This window comes from Lacticaseibacillus daqingensis (assembly GCF_003946115.1).
Classification (GTDB): domain Bacteria; phylum Bacillota; class Bacilli; order Lactobacillales; family Lactobacillaceae; genus Lacticaseibacillus; species Lacticaseibacillus daqingensis.
On sequence record NZ_RHOH01000003.1, the window covers coordinates 81,886 to 101,349 of the forward strand.

A 19,464-nucleotide genomic window follows, 5' to 3' on the forward strand; every position below is an offset into this window, starting at 1 on the left:
AAACAAAGGGAGGGATACGCATGAAACTATACCAAGGCTTGACGCAAGTTCACGTCAATGACGCGCTCGCAGACGACGCACCCGACTTCAAGATCACGACGGAACTGACGAAACCGCTGAACTTCACCCCATCACTGCTTTATCACTACATCGACGCGGTGTTGCAACCCGGCAGTCGCCACGATCAAAACAATCTCTTGTACGTCACCGACCCTGCCTTTATCGGTGAAAATTTTGACTTCAGCAGCATTGAAGAGACCCACGTCCTCAAAGACTTCGAGGAAAAAATGGCCTTTGCGCGCCGCTTAGTCGCCGACTTGAACCGGCACATCGCCGTGAACATCGACCTGACCAAGCACGAGTTCCAGCTGTTGTTTGTGGACTAAGTGAACGATCGGCGCCTTTGAGGCCGTCACGCTGCTGGCCGATTGAGACTGAGACAAAAAGCGGTTTTAGCCCAGAGTATAAGCATGGCCTCCTGTAAAACCTGCACTTAGGTTTTACAGGAGGCCACGCTTATACGGCTTGCTCTGCTCGTTCGAACATAGTGAGCTACGAGCAGACATGCGGTAGAACGGGCGTCGCTTTTTGTGTCGTACTGTCCTGGAATCGTCGTGGTTCATTCTTGAGCCGTTAATGATGTCGCAGCCCCTTTGAATCCAGTTCGTCAGGCCCGTTGGCGGTGCGTCGCACGCACCACCGGCATCGCCACCGCCACCGCTAGGGCGGCCTTGAGCGCATCCCCCGGCAGGTACACGAGCACGCCTAGGGCACTGGCCGCCAGCGGCACCTGGGTGCTCACCGCCAGCCACAGCGCCCCCAGCACGTTCGGTAGTAACACCGCGCCCAGCCCCATGGCCACACTCAGGCTAAGCCAGCGCGGTCCACGCGCCAATCCGGCCCGCACCCCGGCCACCGCTAAGGGGGTCAGCAACCAGCCGAACATGAAGCCGGCGGTTGGCCCGAGAAAAAGCGCTGCGCCACCGCGGCCCCCGGACAGCACCGGCAGGCCCACGGCGGCCAGGCCGAGCAGCAGGCCGATGGTGGCCGTCGCCGGGCGCACCGGCAGGACTAAAGTGACCAGCATCACGGCAAAATTTTGCAAGACGATCGGCACTGGTAAAAAGCCCACCGTCAGCGGCGGCATGGCCGCCAGCAGAAGCAACAGCGCCAGCATCAACGCCATGCGCGTCAGGATCGAAGTTCGTGTCATTGGTGACTCCTTTCTTAGCCAAAGCAACGTGGTGCATGCGCCAATAGTCAGGCTTGAGGCGCGCTTACGGCGTTAGCCGAGACCTGCGCCAAGTGACGCCGTGGCGCTCAGCAACGCAAACGGTTCTTCGGCAGTCTACCACAGGTGCGTGGGCCGCGCCAAGCACCACCCGCCCTACCGCTTGCCCCACCAAGAATGCTATAATGTTTGCCGAAAGGGCGTGACACCATGGACACTTACCCCAAAATGCGTGAAGGCAAAACGCCGCTGCCGACCAGCACGGGAGGCACCCAGCCGCTGTGGCAGGCACTGGCCGCCAAAGCCCCTAAGCTGAGCGGCCTGCGCGTGCTTGCACTGCACGCCGGTGATGGCTGGTTCTGCCGCTACGCCGTTAATCAAGGCGCCATCGCGGTCCTAGGCGTCGATCATGACGCGGCTGCCGTCAGCGCCGCGCGCGAGTTGGCAAGCTCCGATCGGCTACGCTACCGCATCATGCCGGACGACCGCTTGAACCTGTTGACCGGGCCCTACGACCTGATCCTAGGCACCTTCGACCTGCGCCACGATGACTTGCGCCGCATGACCCACCAGCTGAGCAAACTCCTGCGACCGGGCGGCCAACTGATTGCCGCGGTGGCCACCCCGCTACCGGGGCAGGCCGATGCGACTGGGCTGCAGATCAAAGATATTTTCACCAGTCGGCTCTCCATCGAACAGCTTTACCAGGTTTCCGACACACGCCTGAGCGCCAGCGCCCAGGTGCACTTCATCCTCGGGAGCCGCGTGCGCCATTAAGCCTAAAAATCCGGGTCAACGTCAAGCGTTGGCTCGGATTTTGCGTTACAGCTCATTGTCTTCAGCCATTTTCACCATCGTCACGATCAGGTAGATCACCAGATACAGCACAAACAGTGCGTAGATGGTGACCAAAAAGCCGCCGTGCGACGGCCCGAACGCGTCCGCACTGCGGCGCCACGACACCGCGCTGGACCCGGCCCACATAAGCGCCACCGCCACCGTGTTCAGCGACTTCACGTGCGTGCGCCAGGCCAGCCAGAACCAGGCGATGGCCGCCACTACGGTCAGCCCACCCATGAGCCAGACGTCTTGCGGCCACGGTAGCGCCCACTGCCCCACTGTCAGTGGCCACCGCACCAGCGCCGCCAGCCCCAGCACCCACAAGGCAAGCACGCCGACCAGCGCGCACCGACTGCCCCAGCGTTGGGTGCGGGTCCCAAAGGGCAGCTGCTGCAAGGCGTGCACCACGCCCCAGCACCCGGCCGCCGTCAGCGCAACGGCCCCCAACATCAATTCGGCGTTCAGCGTCATGACGGCCCCAAGCGGTGCCTGCACCACCATCGCCAGCAGCAGGCCGGTCACCACGACCAACCCGGCAAGTGTCCCACGTGGCCCGTAGCCCACGGCGGGTAGCTGCGCCAGCACCGCGTTAGCCATCGCGCGCGGCGCCTGACCGAACACGGTCACCGCAGTCAGCCCGTCTCGTTCAGCGGCCAACAGGTCCGTGCCCATCGCCATCAGTTGCGTGTTCATCGCGGCGCGGTCATGCAGCCACCCTTGCAGCCACATCGCCATGCGCAGCTGCTCGAACCACCGCCGGTCCGCCGGGGTCAGCTGGCGGATCAGTGCGTCCAGCTGCCGCTCCCCCTTAGTCGTTTGCCCCATCATCTTGCCCCTCCTGCGGTGCCAGCACCGCCGCGACCTGACTGCCTAACTGCGCCCATTGTTGCTCAAACTCCCGCAGCGTCCCCTGCCCCTGCGGTGTCAGATGAAAATACCGCCGCGCGGGCCCATCGGCCGATGGGATCAGCCGGCCGACCAGGTCGCCTTGCTTCTCCAGCTTGGCCAAAAGCGGGTACAGAGTGCCCCCGACCACGCTGGTGAACCCGTAATCGTGGAGTGCCTGCATCAGCTCATAGCCGTAGCTCTCCTGGCGCGCCAGGATGGCAAGCACGCAGCCCTCCAGCACCCCTTTTAGTAATTGCGTCTGTGCCATGGGCTCCTCCTAGTTAGTTTTACTATCTACTCGAAGTATCGCGCGGCCACTAGGGTTTGTCAACCCCTAAGCGCGCGGCATCGCCTGGGCGAAGGCGGCCGCGGAACGGCCCGTCACCGCGAACACGACCGTGGCGAACGCGCCCCTGAACTCCGCGCGACGCAGCTGGCGGGCAAAGCATTCGGCCACCGGTGCCACCGGATTGCCAAACGCGCCGGTGCCGTACGCCCCGAGGATCAAGTGACGCACGCCATGCGCCTTGAACGCGCGCAGGGTCTGGTTGATCTGCGCCTCGATCGCTGCCAGCGCCTGCGTTTCCGGCAGGTTCATGAACTGACGGCGATTGGGGTCGGCGATGGTCACGACGTCGAGGTAGTGGGCAACAAGCGGCGCCCCCATCGCGTTCAGCACCTGCCGGCAGTGGGCGGTGTAGAGCAGCTGCGCGGTCAGCCCGTTGTAATCACGCGCCGCCTGGTTTTGCGCGTAGTAACTGCCGGCAAACTGCCGCAGCTCGGGCAACAGGTACGTACACTTGGCGATACTCTGCTCCTGCGCGACGATGCCGAACTCGACGCCACCACCCGGGGTGATGGGACTGGCAAAGTTCATCACCCCAGCGGGTGCTGGCGTCTGCGCCATCACCGCCACCACATCGGCGGCCACCACCCGCCAGGTGACCGGGTCAGCGCCCACCGGCGGGGTCTCGGGCAACAGGGTGCGCTGCCAGTGCGTGCGCGGGCGGTCCGGGTCCGCCTCATACGCCGCCAAACTGTGCTGTAACATCGCGACTTGATCCATTTTGATCACCTCCGTAGCCATTGTACCCCGCCGGCCCAGACAGGCGCTGACCAGGCGACCAAAAAGTGCGGCGCAGGCGTGACAAGTTGCGCGGTTTTCACCCATTGCCCCGGCAACAATGCTAGAATAGTCACAAATACACTGTTGAAATGGGGAATACACAATATGGATAGTGGCCAAGTCGCCTCTAATCTACTGGTGATGGTCATCACCTTCCTGTTCGCCGCGTTCTTCGTGGCGAGTGAATTCGCGCTGGTGCAAAGCCGGCCAAGCGCGTTGGCGGAAATGCTTGAAAACGGCACGGGCAACCGGGCGAAGCTCAAACGTGCCTTACGCATGGTTCACAACCTCAACGAATACCTGTCCACCACGCAAGTCGGCGTGTCCGTTGCAGGCATCATCTTAGGGTGGATCGGGGAAGCAACCGTTGAGTTCCTGCTGGTCGACCTGCTCAAAATCACGCACGTGCAGCTACCCGGCGGCGGTTTGCACGTGTTCGGCGCCGTGTTTGGCGTGCTGCTGTTGACCTACTTTGAAGTCGTGCTGACCGAAATCGTGCCCAAGAACGTCGCGATCGATTTTCCCATCAAGGCGCTGATGTTCGTCGTCACCCCGCTGCACTACTTCCATATCCTGTTCTACCCGTTCGTGTGGATCTTGAACGTGTCCGCCACCGGGTTGGTGCGCCTGCTGGGCATGAAGCCGGCCGAGGAAGGCAATGAGGCCTTCACGCAGGCCGAGATCCTGAACCTCAGCAAGGCCGCCGTCACCACCGGCGAAATGGACCAAAACGATGTCACCTACATGCAGCGCGCGTTTGACCTCAACGACAAAACCGCGCACGACATCATGGTCGACCGCACGAGCCTGGAAGTCGTCGACATCACCGCCACGGTCAAGGAAGTCCTGCGCGACTACCTGACCGAGGGCTACTCGCGCTTCCCGGTGGTCGCAGACGGCGACAAGGACAAGGTGCTCGGCTACGTTTACATCTATGACCTGGTCAAACAGGCGCAAGTCGACCCGAACATCCGCGTGTCCAAGCTGCTGCGCGCCATCGTCACCGTGCCTGAAGTGACCCCGATCCACAACATTTTGCAGCAAATGATCCAAAAGCAGACCCCGATCGTGGTGGTCGTCGATGAATATGGCGGCACCAGCGGGATCGTCACCGACAAGGACATCTACGAGGAGCTGTTCGGGACCGTCAAGGACGAAATCGATGACGTGTCCGACGAATACATCATCAAGACGGATCAGCCGGATGTCTACAAGGTTTCCGGCAAAACGACGCTGTATGACTTCGAGCGCTACTTCCGCACCGAGCTCAAGTCCTTCCAGGAATCCGACATCGTTACCATCGCCGGTTTCTTGATGGAGGACCACCCGGACCTGAAGCTGCACGACAGCGTAACACTTGACCGCTACACCTTCACCGTCACCGAGTTCGCCCGCGGCTTCGCCAACTGGTTCGAGGTCACTGTGGGCCCCGCCATTATCCCGCCGGTGGATGACGACGAGGCCGAGAAAAACAAGTAACCCCGCCAAAGAAGCGCCCGGCCAAATGAGCCGAGCGCTTCTTTGTATGGCCTAGGGTGTGTTTTAAAATATCTGCGTCGCGCGTCTCTTGAAATTTGTAGGTCGTAAACATAACCATTTTAGCGGATGCCTGAGTTATTCGTAATCAGAGGCCGGAGGTACGGCCAGTGCCACTGGAAGCGGAGGCGGATGGCGAGCCAGCGCGCTTGCCGGCAACGCCGCAAGCCACCGTAGGGAGCATCGCGACCGGAGGCGTGTAATTGCTGTTAGCTGGCGGTCTTTGCCGGCTTACAGCAAGGGCGGGTCTGGAGACCGTACTTTGGCTCCAGAGAGCCCCACGCGTTCCGCCGCCACCCACCGGAGCTGGAAGTGGCACTGGCTGGACCGGAGTCCGGGAGTTTAAAACACCCCCTAGACTAATCCGCCAGGCGCCCGCCACGCCTCACCGCGCGGTGAAGAACGCCCGCAGCGCGCGGTCCACCACCGGATTGCCTTCGTTCAGGCGGCTGTGTTGCGCCGCGGCGCCGTGTGCGGCCATCTCCTGGTACGCCACCGGCCAGTCGCGCAGCACCCAGCGGAGGCTGCGCGCCGACTGCACAGTCACCGCCGTGTCCGAGGCCGAGCCATCCCTCACGTCACCGTACAGGTTCAGCACCCGCTGCGCCTGAAACTGCCGGCGCAGTGCCAGCAGGTGCGCAAAGCCGGGGCGCTGCTGGCTTGGCTGGCCGCTGGGCGCTAAGCGCACCTGATGTGGCGGGTCGTTCAGGCGCAACACGCCGTTGTACGGCCCGGCGATCACGGCGTATGCCCCGAGGCTGTGGCCCACCGCGCTGACGGCCCGCACCCCGTACCGCGCCTTCAGTCGCGCGTACACCGCCAGCAGCCACCGGGTGAACGCCGCCGCCCCCGCCTTGTTGGCCTGAAACACCACCTGCACCAGCGGCGCGCCAGCCCCGCCGTGTTCACGCGCAAGGTGCAGCCCGCCGGTGCGATCCACGGTGACCCGCAAGGCGAAGTGGCCGACTCCGGCGCGTTCAAGGCCCTCGATCAACGGTGTGGTCGAGCGCGCCGAGCCCCCGTAACCGTGCACGAACACGATCGGCACGGTCGCGGCTGACAGTGCCGGCCGCTGCGGCATCAGCGTGCTGCCGAGCAGTAGCCCCAGTAACAGCCAGCCCTTCACGAGGCGCTGGCCCAATCGCCTTGTAAGTTTCATCGCGTCGCCTCAGTCAATGAAAATTTTAATTCCGCAAAAAGTCGTCGGGGGTGCGGCCTAAGGCCTGACAGATCGGCCACGCTGGCCGCTCCAGTCACCGGTGCGCCCTTGCGGCCAAATGTGACACCTCACGCGTTTTATCACTGATTATTTGTTAGCCGTGCTATTATAGAACATAAAGTTTTTTTATGAAAGGAATGACCCTTGTGACTCAACCGACTGATATCAACGGTAAGCCGTACCATCGCGGATTGATGGTGGCCACGCTGTTGATCGGGACGTTCACGACGTTTTTGACCCAGACCATCCTGACCACGGCCTTTCCCACGCTGATGCGCGACTTCCATATCAACGCCAGCGCTGTGCAATGGCTCACCACCGGCTTCATGCTCGTCATGGGCATCATGATCCCGGTGTCCGCTTGGCTGCTCAGCAAATTCAACGTCAAGCACCTGTACCTGACCGCTATCGGCATCTTCTTCCTGGGCACGCTGATCTCGCGCTTCGCCCCCACCTTTCAAGCACTCCTGGTCGGCCGCCTCACCCAGGCGGTCGGGGTCGGGATGTCCGCGCCGACCTTCCAAACCGTGATGTACTCGATTTTTCCGCCTGAAAAACGCGGTAGCGCGATGGGCTTGGCCGGCATTGTCATCGGCCTCGCCCCGGCGGTGGGCCCCACGCTGTCTGGCTGGGTGCTGCTCAACCACAGCTGGCGCGCCCTGTTCTCCGTCATCCTGCCGATCGCCGCGCTGGTGTTCCTGCTGGCGCTGTATGCGATGCGCAAGGTGCTGCCGACCACGGATCCTAAGATCGACGTCACCAGCGTGGTGGAATCCACGCTGGGGTTCGGGGCGGTCCTGTACGGTTTTTCCACCGTCGGCGACCGCGGCTGGCTGGACCCGGTGGTGCTGGGCACGCTGATCCTCGGCGTGGCGTTCATCGCCTTGTTCGCTTACCGCCAACTGCACCTGCCTGTGCCGCTGCTGGAGCTGCGCGTCTTTAAAAGCCGCGCCTTCACCCTCAGCGTCATCCTGACCGCCGTGGCCTTCATGTCCATGGTCGGGGTTGAAATGGTGCTGCCAATGTACATCCAGACCATTCGCGGCGAGTCGGCCTTTCACTCCGGGCTGATCCTGTTGCCCGGTGCCATCATGATGGGCATCATGAGCCCAGTCACTGGGAACATTTTCGACCGCATCGGGGCCAAGCGCCTGGCGCAAACCGGGCTGTTCCTGCTACTCGTGGGCACCTTCCCGCTAATCACGCTGACCGCCGACACGCCGATCCTGTTCGTCACGGTCATCTACACCGTGCGCATGTTCGGCATCACCATGGTCACCATGCCCGTCACCACTGCCGGCATGAACGCCCTGCCGCCTGACCTGATCAACCACGGCACCGCGGTCAACAACACCGTCCGCCAAGTCGCCGCCTCGATCGGGACCGCGATCCTCGTGTCGGTGCTGGCCACCGTGACCAGCGCCAATGCGCCAGCTGCCGCGTTGCGCGCCACGGCCCCGCTGAAGTTTGCCGCCCAGCTGGCCAACGCCACCGTGGCCGGCTACCGCGCCGCCTTCGTGGTGTCGCTGATTTTTGCCGCGCTGGGCTTCATCCTCAGCTTCCGGCTGCCAACTGACCGCATCGATGGAGGTGACCCCGCATGATTCTTGTAATTATGGCGCTTGCCGCCATCGCCTACTTCTTCGTCGCGGTGCTCACGCCCCACGGCCCGCGCCGCCGCCTCGGCGTCACCCTGTTGGGGGCGCTGCTCATCCTGTGCGCGCTGGGCATCGCCGCCAACGACGCGACCCATTTTGGCTTCAAAACCGTCACCCAAACGCGCACCACGCCGCTGGTCGGCACCCCTAGCGCCACCACGCTGACCACCCACCGAGTGGGCACCGCCGTCGCCGTGCGCTACCGCACCAACCCGCTGACCACCACCGTCAAGCAGGTCACGCCCAGTGCCACGGTCACGACCAAGATCCGCCGCGGCCCGCAAGCCCACGTGACCACTACCGACCGCGTACTCGCCTACAACGGCAAGTGGGCCGCCTTCCTTTTCGCTTGGAGCGGCCAAGCCGGCCAGCGCTTGCACCGCACCGTCACGTTCACCGTGCCAAGCGGGTGGCAAATCAAATAACAATCGTGGCGCTCATGCCACCGTGAAGCGGCAGTCACTGACCGGCGCGCACCGTTCGGAACCCCCGAATCTGATGCGCGGCACGCAGTGGCTGCCGCTTTGTTGTGTTGATTCAGATTTAGGCAGTGCACGCTAGCATAGCGCACGCACCACAACGCTCACCCAGCCGAAAACAAAAACCATCAGTTCAAACCGCCGCTGAATTTTCCTGATCCCGCTTTGGTGTCTGGCTCGGACAGCGCCCTGCCAGATGAGACCGGTGAGTAACAGGCCCATGAACGCGGCCTTGAGTGGCGAAAAGGGCGACCCAAACCAATGCGCAACGATCAGGGCAAGAAGGCCGCAATCTGCGATTAGAACCAGGATGACACGGGGTTTTTTCATGTCGTGATCACACCTCCTCTGATAATTAGGTAGACGCTCATCCTATCAAACCACACGTTTAGATTGTGTGCAACCGAAATCTTGCGTTTCCAAATTAAAAACGGCACGCCCCCGGGAAAACGCCCGGAAGCATGCCGTTCAACAGGTGCACCATCAGTTCGTCATTATCGCGGCGACAGGCCGCAGCCGCTCAAGGCCAGTCACGGCGTTACCCGCCGGCGCACCGGCTGGTTGCGCCTGAGCCAGTCCTTGAAGAACAGGACCAACCCAAGCGCACCGAGCCCCAGTAGGCCCAGACCCTTAGCGCTCAGCACCGGCCGCACCGCGAACAACAAACCGCTGACCACGAACAACACCGCGTCGCGCGCCAGCAGTTCCGCGCGGGCATTGCGCCCCATGCTCCACAGGCTGGCCGCGATCACTGCGACGGCGATCACTGCTTCAATCAAAATCAATCGTATCATCTTGCGCCCCTTTCCTTACCGATCAACGGCTAAGCCGGCACCGGCGCTGGTTGCTTTTCCCAGGTGAAGGTGCGGTGCTCAAGGCGCAAGACACCATCGCACTGCGCGGCCACGCTGGGCTCATGGGTGACGATGATGACGCACTTGCCCTGCTCGTGGGCGATCTGGTTGAGCAGCGCGATCACAGCGTCCGTGTTGGCCTCATCGAGGTTACCGGTCGGCTCATCGGCCACGACCAGCGGCGCGTCGCACACCATGGTGCGGGCGATGGCCACGCGCTGCTGCTGGCCGCCGGAAAGCTTCTGCACGTTTTTGGTCATCTGCTCTTGAGTCAGGCCGAGCTTCGTCAGCATTCCGGCCGCGTAGGCCTTGGCGCCTTTGTGGCTTGCATTGGTGATGGCCATGGCGGTCATCAAGTTTTCCAAGGCCGACATATAGGTGAACAGGTTGTACGCCTGAAACACGATCGCCACCTTGTCGCGCCGGTAGTTGGTCAGGCCGTGCTGCTTAATGTCGGTCCCTTCGATCAGGATCTGCCCGGCTTTGGGCGCGTCAAGCCCCGCCAAGAGCGACACCATGGTCGTTTTGCCGGAACCGGACTGGCCCACGATGGCGTAGGAGTGGCCGGCCGCAAAGGCCAAGTTCACGTCTTGAAACAGGTACTGGTCCTTATCGGTGTACCAGTACGCGAGTTGTTTGGTTTGTAACATCAGGCTACCTCCGTTAATTGATCAGAATCTTCTTCGGGTTCAGGCGCAAGATGCCACCTGCCCCGGCCAGGATCGCCACGAGGATGATCAGTAGGCCGAGGCCAAAGAGCAGCGCCACGTCTTGCCAGTTCACCTGCGTGGCCAGCTTCGCCTGCTTCGCTTGCGCTTGCTGCGTTGTCGCCCGGCTCGTGCCGCCTGGCATCTGACCGCCTGGGGCCCCGCCAGGCCCACCTTGACCGGTTTGCCCCCCTTGACCACCGCCGCCAGGGCCACCTTGGCCCTGCGTGTTGCTGGTGGTCGTCGTCTGGGCGCTGGCGATCACTTGAGTCGCCAACTTATCGCCAACGAACTTACCGCCGACACTGGCCACGCCCACCCCGATCAGCAGGATGACGAACAGCTCAACGAAGAACTGGGCGATCACCTTGCCGCGCTTTTCCCCAAGGGAGAGCAGGATGCCGATTTCGTAGCGGCGCTCGCGGATCATCAGGATAACGATCAGCGCGAGGATGATGGTGCCGGCGATCGCGACCAGCCAGACGATTTTATCCGCAAAACTGGTCACCGATGCCATGGAGGCCTTGACCATCTGGTACGACTGATCGTCGGCGTTGATGCTATACGCGCTGGAGATCAGCTTCTTGGCCGCCTTTTGCACGCTGGTCACCTTGGCCGGCGTGGACACGGTGAAGGTGACGGAATCGGCGGTGTTCTTGTACTTGCTGCCCTTGAGCGTGTTGGCGAAGGTGTAGCTGGCAAAAATGGTGTTGGCCGGGTCGCTGGCCATCATGCCGCCGCCCATCGCACCGCTGCTGGACGCCGTGGACTTCGCCTTGTAGATGCCGACCACGGTCAGCTTGTAGGTCTTCGTCTTCCCGGTGTTTTGCACCGTGATGGTTGAGCCGACCTTCAGGCTGTTCTGGGTGGCCAGCTCGGAGTTGATCACCACGTTATTAGTGTTCTTGTCCTTGACCGTCAAGCCGCGCCCAGACTTCAGCGTATAGGTCTTGTCGCTGAAGTTGGCACTGCTGGCCGTGGCGGTGACCCCGCTGATCGTGATATCGCCCGTCGATTCTTCCTGGCGCATCGGCCCGGTCATCTGCCCGGTACTGGTGGTGATGGCGTCAAAATTCTTGGCGTTCGCACTGGTCGACACGGTGGCCGAGTAGCTTTCCAACCCTTGCAACTTGGCGATCTTCGCCGCGGTGCTCAGCTTCACCGGGGCCATGTTGAGGCTCGGCCGCGCCGCTGGCTGGCCGTCTGAGCTTGAGCTCTGGCTGGCCCGCATCTTCTGGAACGCCTTTTCGCGGTTGGCGCTGAGCGTCAACGTCGCCCCCACGCTGTCCTTAGCGTTTTGAGTGGCTTGGTTGGCAGCGCTTTTCAGCAACAGGCCGGCCATCACGAATAACATAATGGCACTGGTCACAAGGATCAATAAAGCGGTCCGGCCCTTTTTGGCGCGCAAGTTCAACCACGCACGTTTGATAAAATTCACACAGATTCCTCCCATCTCGGATAACGCGTCGTTCGACAGGATTAACGTTACGGACCAAACGTGGCGATTCTGTGAAAATTGTGAGGGTAAACTCGGCCCGAATTCGGAAGAAATGACGTGGTGGCGCGGGTCGCTTCGACGATGAGATGAGAATTGAATGATTGATCTCTCATTTTGTGGTATGATACGCCCAAGAAAGAGGGGATCGTCATGCGCCGTCAGCACACCCAACCCGACCCCGGCCGCTCGGTTGACGCCACCACGCAGTTGCTCACCGCACACTTATCAACGCAAACCCGGCTGAGTGCGGCCGACCGCGCTTGGGTGCGGCGCCGTCATCGGGACCTCGTACTGCTTTACGTGGAGCTGGCCCTCACCATCGCTTACCTGCTACTCGTCGTGATGGTCAATGTGGTCGCGATCCTCTGGGGCTTTGGTCTGATCCTACTGGCAAGCTTCGTCGTCGTGATCACGGAATGGATCACCGGTTTTTACCACCGGCCACAAGCCGCCAACCGCCCTGAATATGCCGCCCGCGCAGCTGCCGACCAGCTCGTTGGCAATGTCACCAGCAGCGCCCAGAGCCGCTTCCTCGGCCGTCACGCCGCCAAGGAGGATTAAGATGCTTAAGCAAATCTGGCACGCTTTGACCCAGAGCATCGCCACCCTGTTCACGTCGATCGCACAGGAACAGGACCGCCCATCTAATATTCATAACGCGACCCGCAAGCCGCGCCGCCCGAGATAGCGCACAAACAAACGGCCAGCAAGTTGATTGCTGGCCGTTTGTTTGCCCGTTGACCGGGCTATCCCTACAATGGAAGGCTTGGCCTGCGCGACAACAGTAGATGGCTGCCGCGCGAGGCGAAGTTGTTATAAAGGACAAACAGCGTCCCGATCAGAAGTCCTGCGACACTGCCAGAAAAGTGACCGTAGTCGACCAGCGTATAAAAAGCGTCAGAATACATCAACGGATACGCGTATGGGATCAGCTCCAGCAAGACGTACAAGAGCATGATCACAAACGCGGCGATGTTCGCCCGCTTGAACGGGTTGCGCAAAAACAGGAAACCCGGCAGGCAGAAAAACGCAATGCCGGTGAGCCCCGTCGACATGCCCACAAAGAATCCGTGAGCGCCCAGATCACTGAAGTAGATCGGGATATCCCCCTGATGCACACTGACATATCGCACGATCAGTTCACCGAACAAGTTGCCCATTATCCCGGTGGCAAGAAATAAACTCACAAACTTGCCTGGGCGCAAAAATTTACCCACCGGGATCGCCAGCAGAATCAGGAACAGACTGTTTGACAGCAACTCGATGAAGCCGTTGTTACTCAAGAACAGGCTGGTCACATACCGATAACTATTCAGAAGTGTCAGTTTGGTTGCATCGCCGACCAAGTAACCCTCCGAAAAATCGGCGAAGCGAGCACTGAATTGCGTCAATGCGAACAGCAGCCAGCAAACTGCCAGAATAATTGAAACAGGAATCACTAATGGAAATCTACCCTTGATTTTCATGGTTACTCTCCTATTACTTAATAACACCCCACCCAGAAAACTGGGGTCAAACTGAGCCACGATTGTCTCCAGATCATAATACAAAGATAAAAAAGCAACAAATGCTAAGCGTCCGCAACCACCGTGCTGGCCACTTAGACAGATTTGGCGATCGTCGTTGCGGCTCTGACATAACCAGTCACCATCGACTTCCGGAGGACGGCCGTTCAGTCAGCGGCACTGGAGGCGTAGGCGGATGGCGAGCCTGGTGCTTCCGGTCGCTGCGCTTCCGCCAGCAGCGTGCGGGCCATGCCGGCACACACGCCGCCATCCGCCGGAGCTGGAAGTGTCACTGGCTGAACCGGAGTCCGACATTTTACGCTTGCTCTTCCGTCTGCCCGTAAAAGTGGCTGAACTGCTCCTCCAAAGACAGCGGTCCCACGGTGAATGGCACGTTGGCCGCGAAAAGCGCCTGTGCCCAGCTGCCCACCGTCTCACCGGCGACTTCAGCCAGCGGCACGACGTTCAGCTGGTCCGTGTACGCCGTGGCGCCCGGCACCACGTCCGCAGCCCCGGTGAACTTGAGGTACTGGGCCGGGGTCGCGTGGGCGTCCAGGTCGAGGACGAAATGCCCATCCTTGAGGAAAATCGTGCGATCCACGTAGGTCTGCAGGTTGTTCAGCAAGTGCGAAACCAGAATGATCAGCTTGCCTTCCGCCCGCAGCGCCCGCAGTTGCGCGGAAATCAACGCCACGTTCAGCGGGTCGAGCCCGTTCATCACTTCATCCAAGAGCATCACCGGCGGGTTGGCCGCCATCACCATCGCAAAGCACAGCCGCTGCTTCATCCCCAGCGAGTACGTGCGCGTCGGCTGGTCAACATAGTGACCCATGTTTAAGTCAGCGATGATCGTGGCCACGGATTTGGTGTGGTTTTGCCAGCAGTCAGCGTAAAATTGCAGGTGCGCGCGGCCACTGAGGTCTCCGTACAAGTCGTTTTGCTCCGGAAACGCACAGATCAGCGCGTGGTTCTTGCGCGTCTGCGCCTGGCTGGTGTACCCCTGCTCGAACAGCTTGACCTGCCCCTGACTTGGGTGCAGCCGGTTCAGGATCACTTTGAGCAGCGTCGTCTTCCCCATGCCGTTGGGCGCAACCAGTCCGATCAGTGCCCCGCCATCCGCCTGAAGTGTGATGTCGTCAAGCACATTGGGGTGATTGGGAAAATCCAGGTGAATATGGTTGAGTTCTAGCATCATTGTCCTCCTTTGGACTTATCGCGCCAGGCGCTGGGTGCGCCAAGCAAACCAGCCGAGCAATCCGGCACTCCAGAGCAGCATGATCCCATCGGCGCCGATCAGCCCCAGCGCCCAGTTGCCGCCATCGTTTTGAACCGCGCCGGTCATAATGGCCTGTGGGGTCAGGCCCGCCAGCGGCAGCCACGCCCAGTGCGCGATCGCCGGAAACACCAGCGGGACACTGACCACGCCCCAGCCCAGCACCAGGCCGAGCCACACGTTGTGACACCAGCTGTTGAGTAGCAGCATCAAACTGCCCACAAAGCTACTGACCAGCAACGTTTGCGTCAGTAGCACCACCGGGTTGACCCACATCGGCACCGCAGTCAGGCGCGCCCCGAGGCTGAGCGTGAAGGGGTAGCGTAGCGCCCCCAGCCCGCCGACCAGTGCGCCGCCTCCGATCACAAGGCCCATCGCCCCAGCGATAGCCAGCACGGCCAGCCCACTGCGGACCGCCAGCGCCACCGCGGCCTGGACGGGCAGGCCGACCGGCACCGCCGCCTGAATGGACGCATGCCGCGCAGTGGTCAGCCAGCCGTCCGCCATCACCACAACGAGCAAGAACGGCAGGCACAGCATCGCCAGGGGCACGAACTGCGCCAGCGCGCTGGCACTGTCTGCCACCCGACGCTGCACCGGTTGGTCCTGCGCGATCAGCCACTGGCTGACCAGCTGCAGCCGCCGCCCGGCCGCGCGGTTTGGCAGCGCAAGCTCCACCAGTCCGGGGTAGCCGCTGCGGTCACCGGCCACCAGCGCGGCGCCCAAGCGGGTCATCCCGTCACGCACGTTGAAGGCATCGTCCATCGCCCCACCCAGGTACATCACATTGGCGGCTGACCACGCCTGGTCCAGCACCTGGCCAGTTTGACGCACTTGCGGCTGTTCGGGCGTGACATAGCGGTTGACCTGTTGGTAAGCCGCTTTGATCGTGTCTTTGGTCATCAAAGCGCTGTGCGTGAAGTCGCCGAGGCCCTGCGCCTGCGCGGCAGGCACGAAACCGGCGGCTACCAGCACCACCACCAGGATCACCCAGAGGTTGCGCCGAGTATGCGTGACCAGCTGCCAGTTGAGTCGAAACAGCGCCTTCATGCCATCACCCCCTGGTGCTGGGCGTGGCGCACCGCCAGCCACAAGCCGAGCTCAACGCCACCGATCCAAAGGCCAAACACCAGCGCCGCCTGCGCCGCCGTCAAACGGGCCGCGCTGTACCAAAACCCCTGTGCACCGGTGATCACCCGCCCTACCGGCAGATACGTGGTCGGCAGCCACAGCGGCCAAGTGCGCACCGTGCCGCCGTCGCGCACCAGCGTCACAAGCGCCGTGAGCCCCAAAACGGCGGCCAGTCCCACCGCCAAGCCTGTGCGCCGAACCAGCACCTGCAAGAGCATCAGCAAGCGGATCACGAGCCAACTCATCAGCCCCAGCAGCACCGCCAACCAGCCGTCGTACTGCGCCGGCGTGAGTAGGTCAAAAGCAAACTTGTGGCCGGTGTAATGCGCAATAATGGCGCCGTGTCCCAGCCCATTTTGCGGCATTACCCACAAGGCTAGCAGCCCGACAAACGCGAGCACGCCGGCTGCGACCAACGTTAAAACGGCCGCCGCCTTGACGGCGAGCTGCCCGTGCACGGACAACGGTAGCGCCCAAGTCACCGTTTCGTGGCGCCAATCGCGCACCACCACATCCCCGCCGATCAGCATGATCGCCAGCAGGCACGCCCACGGTAGCCACACCGCGCTGACGCGCACCAGGGTCTGGCTGAACGTTTGCTCGTCAAGCCAGGCCTGCGGAAGCGTTGGCGCCACCCGCGCGATGCCCGCCAGCTGCGCCAGCATTCGGCTGACGCCGAAGTGCCCATCACGCACCGGATCGGCGTTCAGGCTGCGGTCGGTGTAGTACACCGCGGGATACGAGTAGTTGTTGGCGTCATAAAAATTCAGGTCCAGCCGCTGCAAGTACACCGTCATCGCCTGCCGCCGTGCTGCCACCGAACCACGTAGGCCGCGCTGAATGGCCTGGTCTTGTCGCAGCGCGGCGGTCGCCAAGCCGTCCAGCGTGGTCGCCGACTGCAGTGTTTTGATTTCCGTGGCCAAAGCGCTCGGGCGCAACCGCTCCGGCGGCAAGCTGGCCGCGTTGAAGCGGACGCCAAAGCTCAGCGTTGCCAGCAACATCAACCCGCCGGCCAGCCACGTCTTGGGCTGGCGCAGCAAAAGGCGCACCTGTTGCCGATAGTATCGCCACCACATCGCAGTCCCTCCTCAGCCAGCCGCCCGCGCGGCCGTCCAACGAAACAGCGCGATGAATGCGCCGGTCCACCCGAGTAAAATCACGCTGACGCCGCCAATGCCCAACGCCCAGTTGCCCGCTTCGGCCTGAAGCGCCCCGCTGAACACCTGCGTCGGCGCGAGGCCCGCCAGCGGCAGGAACCAAAGCGCCTGGCACAGACTAGGGAGCAGCCACGGCAAGCTGAGCAAGCCGACGCCGATCAGTGCACTCAGGTACACGTTTTGCGTCCAGAGGTTCAGGCACAGCATCAGGGTCGCCACGAAGGCGGTGACAAGCCCGGTCATCAGGAGCACGAGCAGCAGCGTCCCCCACAACGGCATCACGCGCAGCCGGTCGCCTAGCGCGATCGCCGTGGGGTACGCGAAGTCCCCTAGGCGGCCTTGCGTTAAGCCCCCCAGCCCAGCGGCCACGACGCTGCCCCCAACAGCCAACCCAACCAGCCCTAGGCGCGTGACCACCTTGGTCGCCGCCTGACCCGCCAGGCCCACCGGAATCGCGGCAGTCACGGACCGGTGCTCGGTCATCATCAGCCACGCATCACAGCACACCGCCACGGCCAGCGCTGGTAACACCGCCAGTAGCACCGGCCAAAACTGATTCAGCGTCGTAGCCGCCGAGTTCACCCGGCGGCTGAGGCGCTGATGCCGCGCGTGGATCTGCTGCGTCACCAAGCGCATTTGCGTGGCCGCGCTAATTGTCGGCAGCGTGCTCGGCTTCAGCCCGGGGTAGCCCGTTTGGGCGCCTTGCACCTGCAACTGAGCCAACTCGATCATGCCGGTTTGCATCCCGTCCTCGTTGCCGAGCACATAACCCCCGTACGCGCGGCCGAATGCTTGCGCTTGCCGGTTGATCTGAAGCGCCGTTGCGCGTTTGGACCCTTTAGAAGGCACCACCGCGCTTTCGATTTGCGCGGCGTTGACCTGAATGCGCTGATGGTTCAGCGACAGCGTCTGCTTCAGGTTGCCCAGGCCAAGTGTCTGCGCGATCACGCAAAAGCTCAGGCCAAACACCAGCACAAGCGCCAGCAGGAACCGATTTTTGAGACTCCGCCAAACGGCGCCTGAATCTAATCGAAACAATGCTTTCATGCCAGTTGCCCCCGTTTCCGCTTGTGCATGATCCAGAGTGTGATGACCAGTTCAATGGCCAGCCCCCAAACCAGAAGAACGCCCCATGCGTTGTGCGGTTGATACATCAGCGCCGCCTCATAACGGTACCCGGTATCGCCGCGCACGACATCGCCAAGCCGCAGGTACGAGGGCAGCAACCACGCCACCCATGGGTGCACGAACCCGATGCCCCGTGAGTAATACAGCTTCGGTAACAGGACGAACAGGCCCCCCGCCACCAGCGCCACATACTCGTTGGGCAACAGGAGCTGAACGGCCATCATCAGCCGCACGACCACCCAGCTCATGACGAGAAGCAACGCGAAGAAGCCGGTGAAGTACTGCGCCTGCGAAATCAGCCCCGTCACCAGGAAGCGCCCGGTGTGCTGCACGACCATCGCCCCAGCCCCCAGGCCGTAGCGCGGCCACGTGAGCGCCGCAATGACCGCCACCGTGACAAGGACCGCAGCTCCGACCACCGTCAGCACTGCCAGCGTTTTGAGCCGCAACCGGGTGCGCCAGGTCAGCGGTAGCTCCCAGTTCAAGGTGTCATGCCGCCAATCATCCGTCAGCACATCATTGGCCAGCGCGAGGCACAGGAGCACGACCCCCAGCGGCAGCCAGGCGTATGAGAGCCGCTCTAGCGTTTGCAAAAACGTCTGCTGATTGATGACGGCAGGCGTCACGGTGACCTTCGGGTGCGCCTGGTAGTAGGTCACGCGCAGTTGGGTCTGGCCCATGTAGTAGCGCGCGTCCTTATCCGTGTACTCGTATTTTTGGGGTTGCTGGTAGTACGGCAGTGGGTAGGAATAGGCGATCCCGCCCATCATGTAATGGCTCAGCAGCGCCTGATACCCTTGCAAAATGGCGTCGCGGTCGCCCGCCTTGATCCCTTTCACTAACTCTGAGACCTGGATGGATTGTCTACCGGTGCGCGAATTCCCCGCGAAGCCATTATTGACGGCCAGCCAATCCTTCAAGTTTTCGTTCTCATTGATCAGGGCCGTCTGATTCAGTGCCTCCGGTGGCAGACTGGTCGCGTTGAAGTGCCAGCCAAACGCAGCCAGCGCGATCGCGGCCAGCCCCAGCGCGGCCAGGTTCTTTTTCCTATGTAAGATCAACTTCAATTGCATGACATAATACGCCCACCGCATGCCGTCGCCTCCCCCGTCGAATTGGTAATAGTTTAGCATTTAATCTTATCAAAATCTCATCTGATTAAAAATTAATTTATTAACCGTTTATCTTAACCAAAATGCCGATTCCCGAAGCCGTTCGCACCCCCTCAAAGGTC

23 protein-coding genes are annotated in these 19,464 nt (G+C 61.8%); 7 read left to right on the forward strand and 16 right to left on the reverse strand.

Annotated features, from left to right (window positions below):
- The first annotated feature begins 20 nt into the window (after positions 1 to 20).
- Entirely contained in the window at positions 21 to 386 is a 366-nt protein-coding gene (locus tag EKM88_RS05160) for a hypothetical protein (RefSeq protein ID WP_125703851.1), read from the forward strand.
- Between the two features lie 281 nt (positions 387 to 667).
- Here EKM88_RS05160 and EKM88_RS05165 read toward each other — a convergent pair whose 3' ends face one another.
- The gene (locus tag EKM88_RS05165) at positions 668 to 1,213 is read right to left on the reverse strand and encodes a biotin transporter BioY (RefSeq protein WP_125703853.1); all 546 of its coding nucleotides are present in this window, start codon (positions 1,211 to 1,213) and stop codon (positions 668 to 670) included.
- Positions 1,214 to 1,441: 228 nt separating this feature from the next.
- On the opposite strand from EKM88_RS05165, the gene EKM88_RS05170 reads away from it, so the two are divergent.
- Positions 1,442 to 2,008 carry a class I SAM-dependent methyltransferase gene (locus EKM88_RS05170; protein ID WP_125703855.1) on the forward strand — a complete coding sequence of 189 codons (567 nt, stop codon included), beginning with the start codon at positions 1,442 to 1,444 and terminating at the stop codon, positions 2,006 to 2,008.
- A gap of 45 nt (positions 2,009 to 2,053) precedes the next feature.
- Here EKM88_RS05170 and EKM88_RS05175 read toward each other — a convergent pair whose 3' ends face one another.
- The 3 genes from EKM88_RS05175 to EKM88_RS05185 all read right to left on the reverse strand — a co-directional run bounded on the left by EKM88_RS05175 (position 2,054) and on the right by EKM88_RS05185 (position 4,025).
- Positions 2,054 to 2,899, reverse strand: coding sequence for a hypothetical protein (locus tag EKM88_RS05175; protein ID WP_125703857.1), 846 nt, complete (start codon positions 2,897 to 2,899; stop codon positions 2,054 to 2,056).
- A complete protein-coding gene (locus EKM88_RS05180) occupies positions 2,880 to 3,227 on the reverse strand; it encodes a PadR family transcriptional regulator (RefSeq protein WP_125703859.1) in 348 nt (115 codons plus the stop codon). Before EKM88_RS05180 ends, EKM88_RS05175 begins: the two co-directional genes overlap by 20 nt.
- Positions 3,228 to 3,293: 66 nt before the next feature.
- Positions 3,294 to 4,025, reverse strand: coding sequence for a TIGR02452 family protein (locus EKM88_RS05185; RefSeq protein ID WP_164512007.1), 732 nt, complete (start codon positions 4,023 to 4,025; stop codon positions 3,294 to 3,296).
- A 165-nt stretch (positions 4,026 to 4,190) separates the two neighbouring features.
- On the opposite strand from EKM88_RS05185, the gene EKM88_RS05190 reads away from it, so the two are divergent.
- Complete coding sequence (locus EKM88_RS05190) at positions 4,191 to 5,564, forward strand: hemolysin family protein (protein WP_125703864.1); 1,374 nt, start codon at positions 4,191 to 4,193, stop codon at positions 5,562 to 5,564.
- A 442-nt stretch (positions 5,565 to 6,006) separates the two neighbouring features.
- Here the strand turns inward: EKM88_RS05190 and EKM88_RS05195 are convergent, their stop codons facing one another.
- Positions 6,007 to 6,780, reverse strand: a complete 774-nt coding sequence (locus EKM88_RS05195) for an alpha/beta hydrolase (RefSeq protein ID WP_125703866.1) — start codon at positions 6,778 to 6,780, stop codon at positions 6,007 to 6,009.
- A 197-nt stretch (positions 6,781 to 6,977) separates the two neighbouring features.
- On the opposite strand from EKM88_RS05195, the gene EKM88_RS05200 reads away from it, so the two are divergent.
- Positions 6,978 to 8,444 (forward strand): MDR family MFS transporter, encoded by a 1,467-nt coding sequence (locus EKM88_RS05200; RefSeq protein ID WP_404819960.1) that lies wholly within the window; start codon positions 6,978 to 6,980, stop codon positions 8,442 to 8,444.
- Positions 8,441 to 8,923, forward strand: coding sequence for a DUF4811 domain-containing protein (locus EKM88_RS05205; protein WP_125703870.1), 483 nt, complete (start codon positions 8,441 to 8,443; stop codon positions 8,921 to 8,923). The genes EKM88_RS05200 and EKM88_RS05205 overlap by 4 nt, the downstream gene beginning before the upstream one ends.
- A gap of 132 nt (positions 8,924 to 9,055) precedes the next feature.
- Here EKM88_RS05205 and EKM88_RS05210 read toward each other — a convergent pair whose 3' ends face one another.
- The 4 genes from EKM88_RS05210 to EKM88_RS05225 form a co-directional block, all read right to left on the reverse strand.
- On the reverse strand, positions 9,056 to 9,307 hold the full coding sequence (locus tag EKM88_RS05210) for a hypothetical protein (protein ID WP_125703873.1): 252 nt from the start codon (positions 9,305 to 9,307) through the stop codon (positions 9,056 to 9,058).
- A gap of 200 nt (positions 9,308 to 9,507) precedes the next feature.
- On the reverse strand, positions 9,508 to 9,771 hold the full coding sequence (locus EKM88_RS05215; protein ID WP_125703875.1) for a hypothetical protein: 264 nt from the start codon (positions 9,769 to 9,771) through the stop codon (positions 9,508 to 9,510).
- A gap of 29 nt (positions 9,772 to 9,800) precedes the next feature.
- Positions 9,801 to 10,481 (reverse strand): ABC transporter ATP-binding protein, encoded by a 681-nt coding sequence (locus EKM88_RS05220; protein ID WP_125703877.1) that lies wholly within the window; start codon positions 10,479 to 10,481, stop codon positions 9,801 to 9,803.
- A gap of 13 nt (positions 10,482 to 10,494) precedes the next feature.
- Positions 10,495 to 11,976: an ABC transporter permease gene (locus EKM88_RS05225; RefSeq protein WP_125703879.1), complete on the reverse strand. Its 1,482-nt coding sequence runs from the start codon at positions 11,974 to 11,976 to the stop codon at positions 10,495 to 10,497.
- 174 nt (positions 11,977 to 12,150) lie between these two features.
- Here EKM88_RS05225 and EKM88_RS05230 point away from each other — a divergent pair, with 174 nt between their 5' ends.
- Both EKM88_RS05230 and EKM88_RS13565 read left to right on the forward strand, forming a co-directional pair.
- A complete protein-coding gene (locus EKM88_RS05230) occupies positions 12,151 to 12,597 on the forward strand; it encodes a hypothetical protein (RefSeq protein WP_164512008.1) in 447 nt (148 codons plus the stop codon).
- Between the two features lies 1 nt (position 12,598).
- Positions 12,599 to 12,724 carry a hypothetical protein gene (locus EKM88_RS13565; RefSeq protein ID WP_263853027.1) on the forward strand — a complete coding sequence of 42 codons (126 nt, stop codon included), beginning with the start codon at positions 12,599 to 12,601 and terminating at the stop codon, positions 12,722 to 12,724.
- 64 nt (positions 12,725 to 12,788) lie between these two features.
- Here the strand turns inward: EKM88_RS13565 and EKM88_RS05235 are convergent, their stop codons facing one another.
- From EKM88_RS05235 to EKM88_RS05260, 7 genes are all read right to left on the reverse strand, one after another.
- On the reverse strand, positions 12,789 to 13,502 hold the full coding sequence (locus tag EKM88_RS05235) for a rhomboid family intramembrane serine protease (RefSeq protein WP_125703883.1): 714 nt from the start codon (positions 13,500 to 13,502) through the stop codon (positions 12,789 to 12,791).
- A 206-nt stretch (positions 13,503 to 13,708) separates the two neighbouring features.
- Complete coding sequence (locus tag EKM88_RS13570; protein ID WP_263853028.1) at positions 13,709 to 13,834, reverse strand: hypothetical protein; 126 nt, start codon at positions 13,832 to 13,834, stop codon at positions 13,709 to 13,711.
- 23 nt (positions 13,835 to 13,857) lie between these two features.
- Positions 13,858 to 14,736: an ATP-binding cassette domain-containing protein gene (locus EKM88_RS05240; RefSeq protein WP_164512009.1), complete on the reverse strand. Its 879-nt coding sequence runs from the start codon at positions 14,734 to 14,736 to the stop codon at positions 13,858 to 13,860.
- A 15-nt stretch (positions 14,737 to 14,751) separates the two neighbouring features.
- On the reverse strand, positions 14,752 to 15,864 hold the full coding sequence (locus EKM88_RS05245; RefSeq protein WP_125703887.1) for a hypothetical protein: 1,113 nt from the start codon (positions 15,862 to 15,864) through the stop codon (positions 14,752 to 14,754).
- A complete protein-coding gene (locus EKM88_RS05250; protein ID WP_125703889.1) occupies positions 15,861 to 17,021 on the reverse strand; it encodes a hypothetical protein in 1,161 nt (386 codons plus the stop codon). Before EKM88_RS05250 ends, EKM88_RS05245 begins: the two co-directional genes overlap by 4 nt.
- Positions 17,022 to 17,033: 12 nt before the next feature.
- On the reverse strand, positions 17,034 to 18,149 hold the full coding sequence (locus EKM88_RS05255) for a hypothetical protein (RefSeq protein WP_125703891.1): 1,116 nt from the start codon (positions 18,147 to 18,149) through the stop codon (positions 17,034 to 17,036).
- A complete protein-coding gene (locus EKM88_RS05260) occupies positions 18,146 to 19,324 on the reverse strand; it encodes a hypothetical protein (RefSeq protein WP_125703893.1) in 1,179 nt (392 codons plus the stop codon). Before EKM88_RS05260 ends, EKM88_RS05255 begins: the two co-directional genes overlap by 4 nt.
- Positions 19,325 to 19,464: the final 140 nt, after the last annotated feature.

What these genes read in the sequence shown, in the direction of transcription:
- EKM88_RS05250 (WP_125703889.1), bottom strand. Translation starts at nt 17,021, where the DNA reads ATGTGGTGGCGATACTATCGGCAACAGGTGCGCCTTTTGCTGCGCCAG.
- EKM88_RS05195 (WP_125703866.1), bottom strand. Translation starts at nt 6,780, where the DNA reads ATGAAACTTACAAGGCGATTGGGCCAGCGCCTCGTGAAGGGCTGGCTG.
- EKM88_RS05220 (WP_125703877.1), bottom strand. Translation starts at nt 10,481, where the DNA reads ATGTTACAAACCAAACAACTCGCGTACTGGTACACCGATAAGGACCAG.
- EKM88_RS05235 (WP_125703883.1), bottom strand. Translation starts at nt 13,502, where the DNA reads ATGAAAATCAAGGGTAGATTTCCATTAGTGATTCCTGTTTCAATTATT.
- EKM88_RS05215 (WP_125703875.1), bottom strand. Translation starts at nt 9,771, where the DNA reads ATGATACGATTGATTTTGATTGAAGCAGTGATCGCCGTCGCAGTGATC.
- EKM88_RS05190 (WP_125703864.1), top strand. Translation starts at nt 4,191, where the DNA reads ATGGATAGTGGCCAAGTCGCCTCTAATCTACTGGTGATGGTCATCACC.
- EKM88_RS05205 (WP_125703870.1), top strand. Translation starts at nt 8,441, where the DNA reads ATGATTCTTGTAATTATGGCGCTTGCCGCCATCGCCTACTTCTTCGTC.
- EKM88_RS05200 (WP_404819960.1), top strand. Translation starts at nt 6,978, where the DNA reads ATGACCCTTGTGACTCAACCGACTGATATCAACGGTAAGCCGTACCAT.
- EKM88_RS05170 (WP_125703855.1), top strand. Translation starts at nt 1,442, where the DNA reads ATGGACACTTACCCCAAAATGCGTGAAGGCAAAACGCCGCTGCCGACC.
- EKM88_RS05160 (WP_125703851.1), top strand. Translation starts at nt 21, where the DNA reads ATGAAACTATACCAAGGCTTGACGCAAGTTCACGTCAATGACGCGCTC.
- EKM88_RS05240 (WP_164512009.1), bottom strand. Translation starts at nt 14,736, where the DNA reads ATGATGCTAGAACTCAACCATATTCACCTGGATTTTCCCAATCACCCC.
- EKM88_RS13565 (WP_263853027.1), top strand. Translation starts at nt 12,599, where the DNA reads ATGCTTAAGCAAATCTGGCACGCTTTGACCCAGAGCATCGCCACCCTG.
- EKM88_RS05165 (WP_125703853.1), bottom strand. Translation starts at nt 1,213, where the DNA reads ATGACACGAACTTCGATCCTGACGCGCATGGCGTTGATGCTGGCGCTG.
- EKM88_RS05185 (WP_164512007.1), bottom strand. Translation starts at nt 4,025, where the DNA reads ATGGATCAAGTCGCGATGTTACAGCACAGTTTGGCGGCGTATGAGGCG.
- EKM88_RS05180 (WP_125703859.1), bottom strand. Translation starts at nt 3,227, where the DNA reads ATGGCACAGACGCAATTACTAAAAGGGGTGCTGGAGGGCTGCGTGCTT.
- EKM88_RS05210 (WP_125703873.1), bottom strand. Translation starts at nt 9,307, where the DNA reads ATGAAAAAACCCCGTGTCATCCTGGTTCTAATCGCAGATTGCGGCCTT.
- EKM88_RS05255 (WP_125703891.1), bottom strand. Translation starts at nt 18,149, where the DNA reads ATGAAAGCATTGTTTCGATTAGATTCAGGCGCCGTTTGGCGGAGTCTC.
- EKM88_RS05245 (WP_125703887.1), bottom strand. Translation starts at nt 15,864, where the DNA reads ATGAAGGCGCTGTTTCGACTCAACTGGCAGCTGGTCACGCATACTCGG.
- EKM88_RS05175 (WP_125703857.1), bottom strand. Translation starts at nt 2,899, where the DNA reads ATGATGGGGCAAACGACTAAGGGGGAGCGGCAGCTGGACGCACTGATC.
- EKM88_RS05260 (WP_125703893.1), bottom strand. Translation starts at nt 19,324, where the DNA reads ATGCGGTGGGCGTATTATGTCATGCAATTGAAGTTGATCTTACATAGG.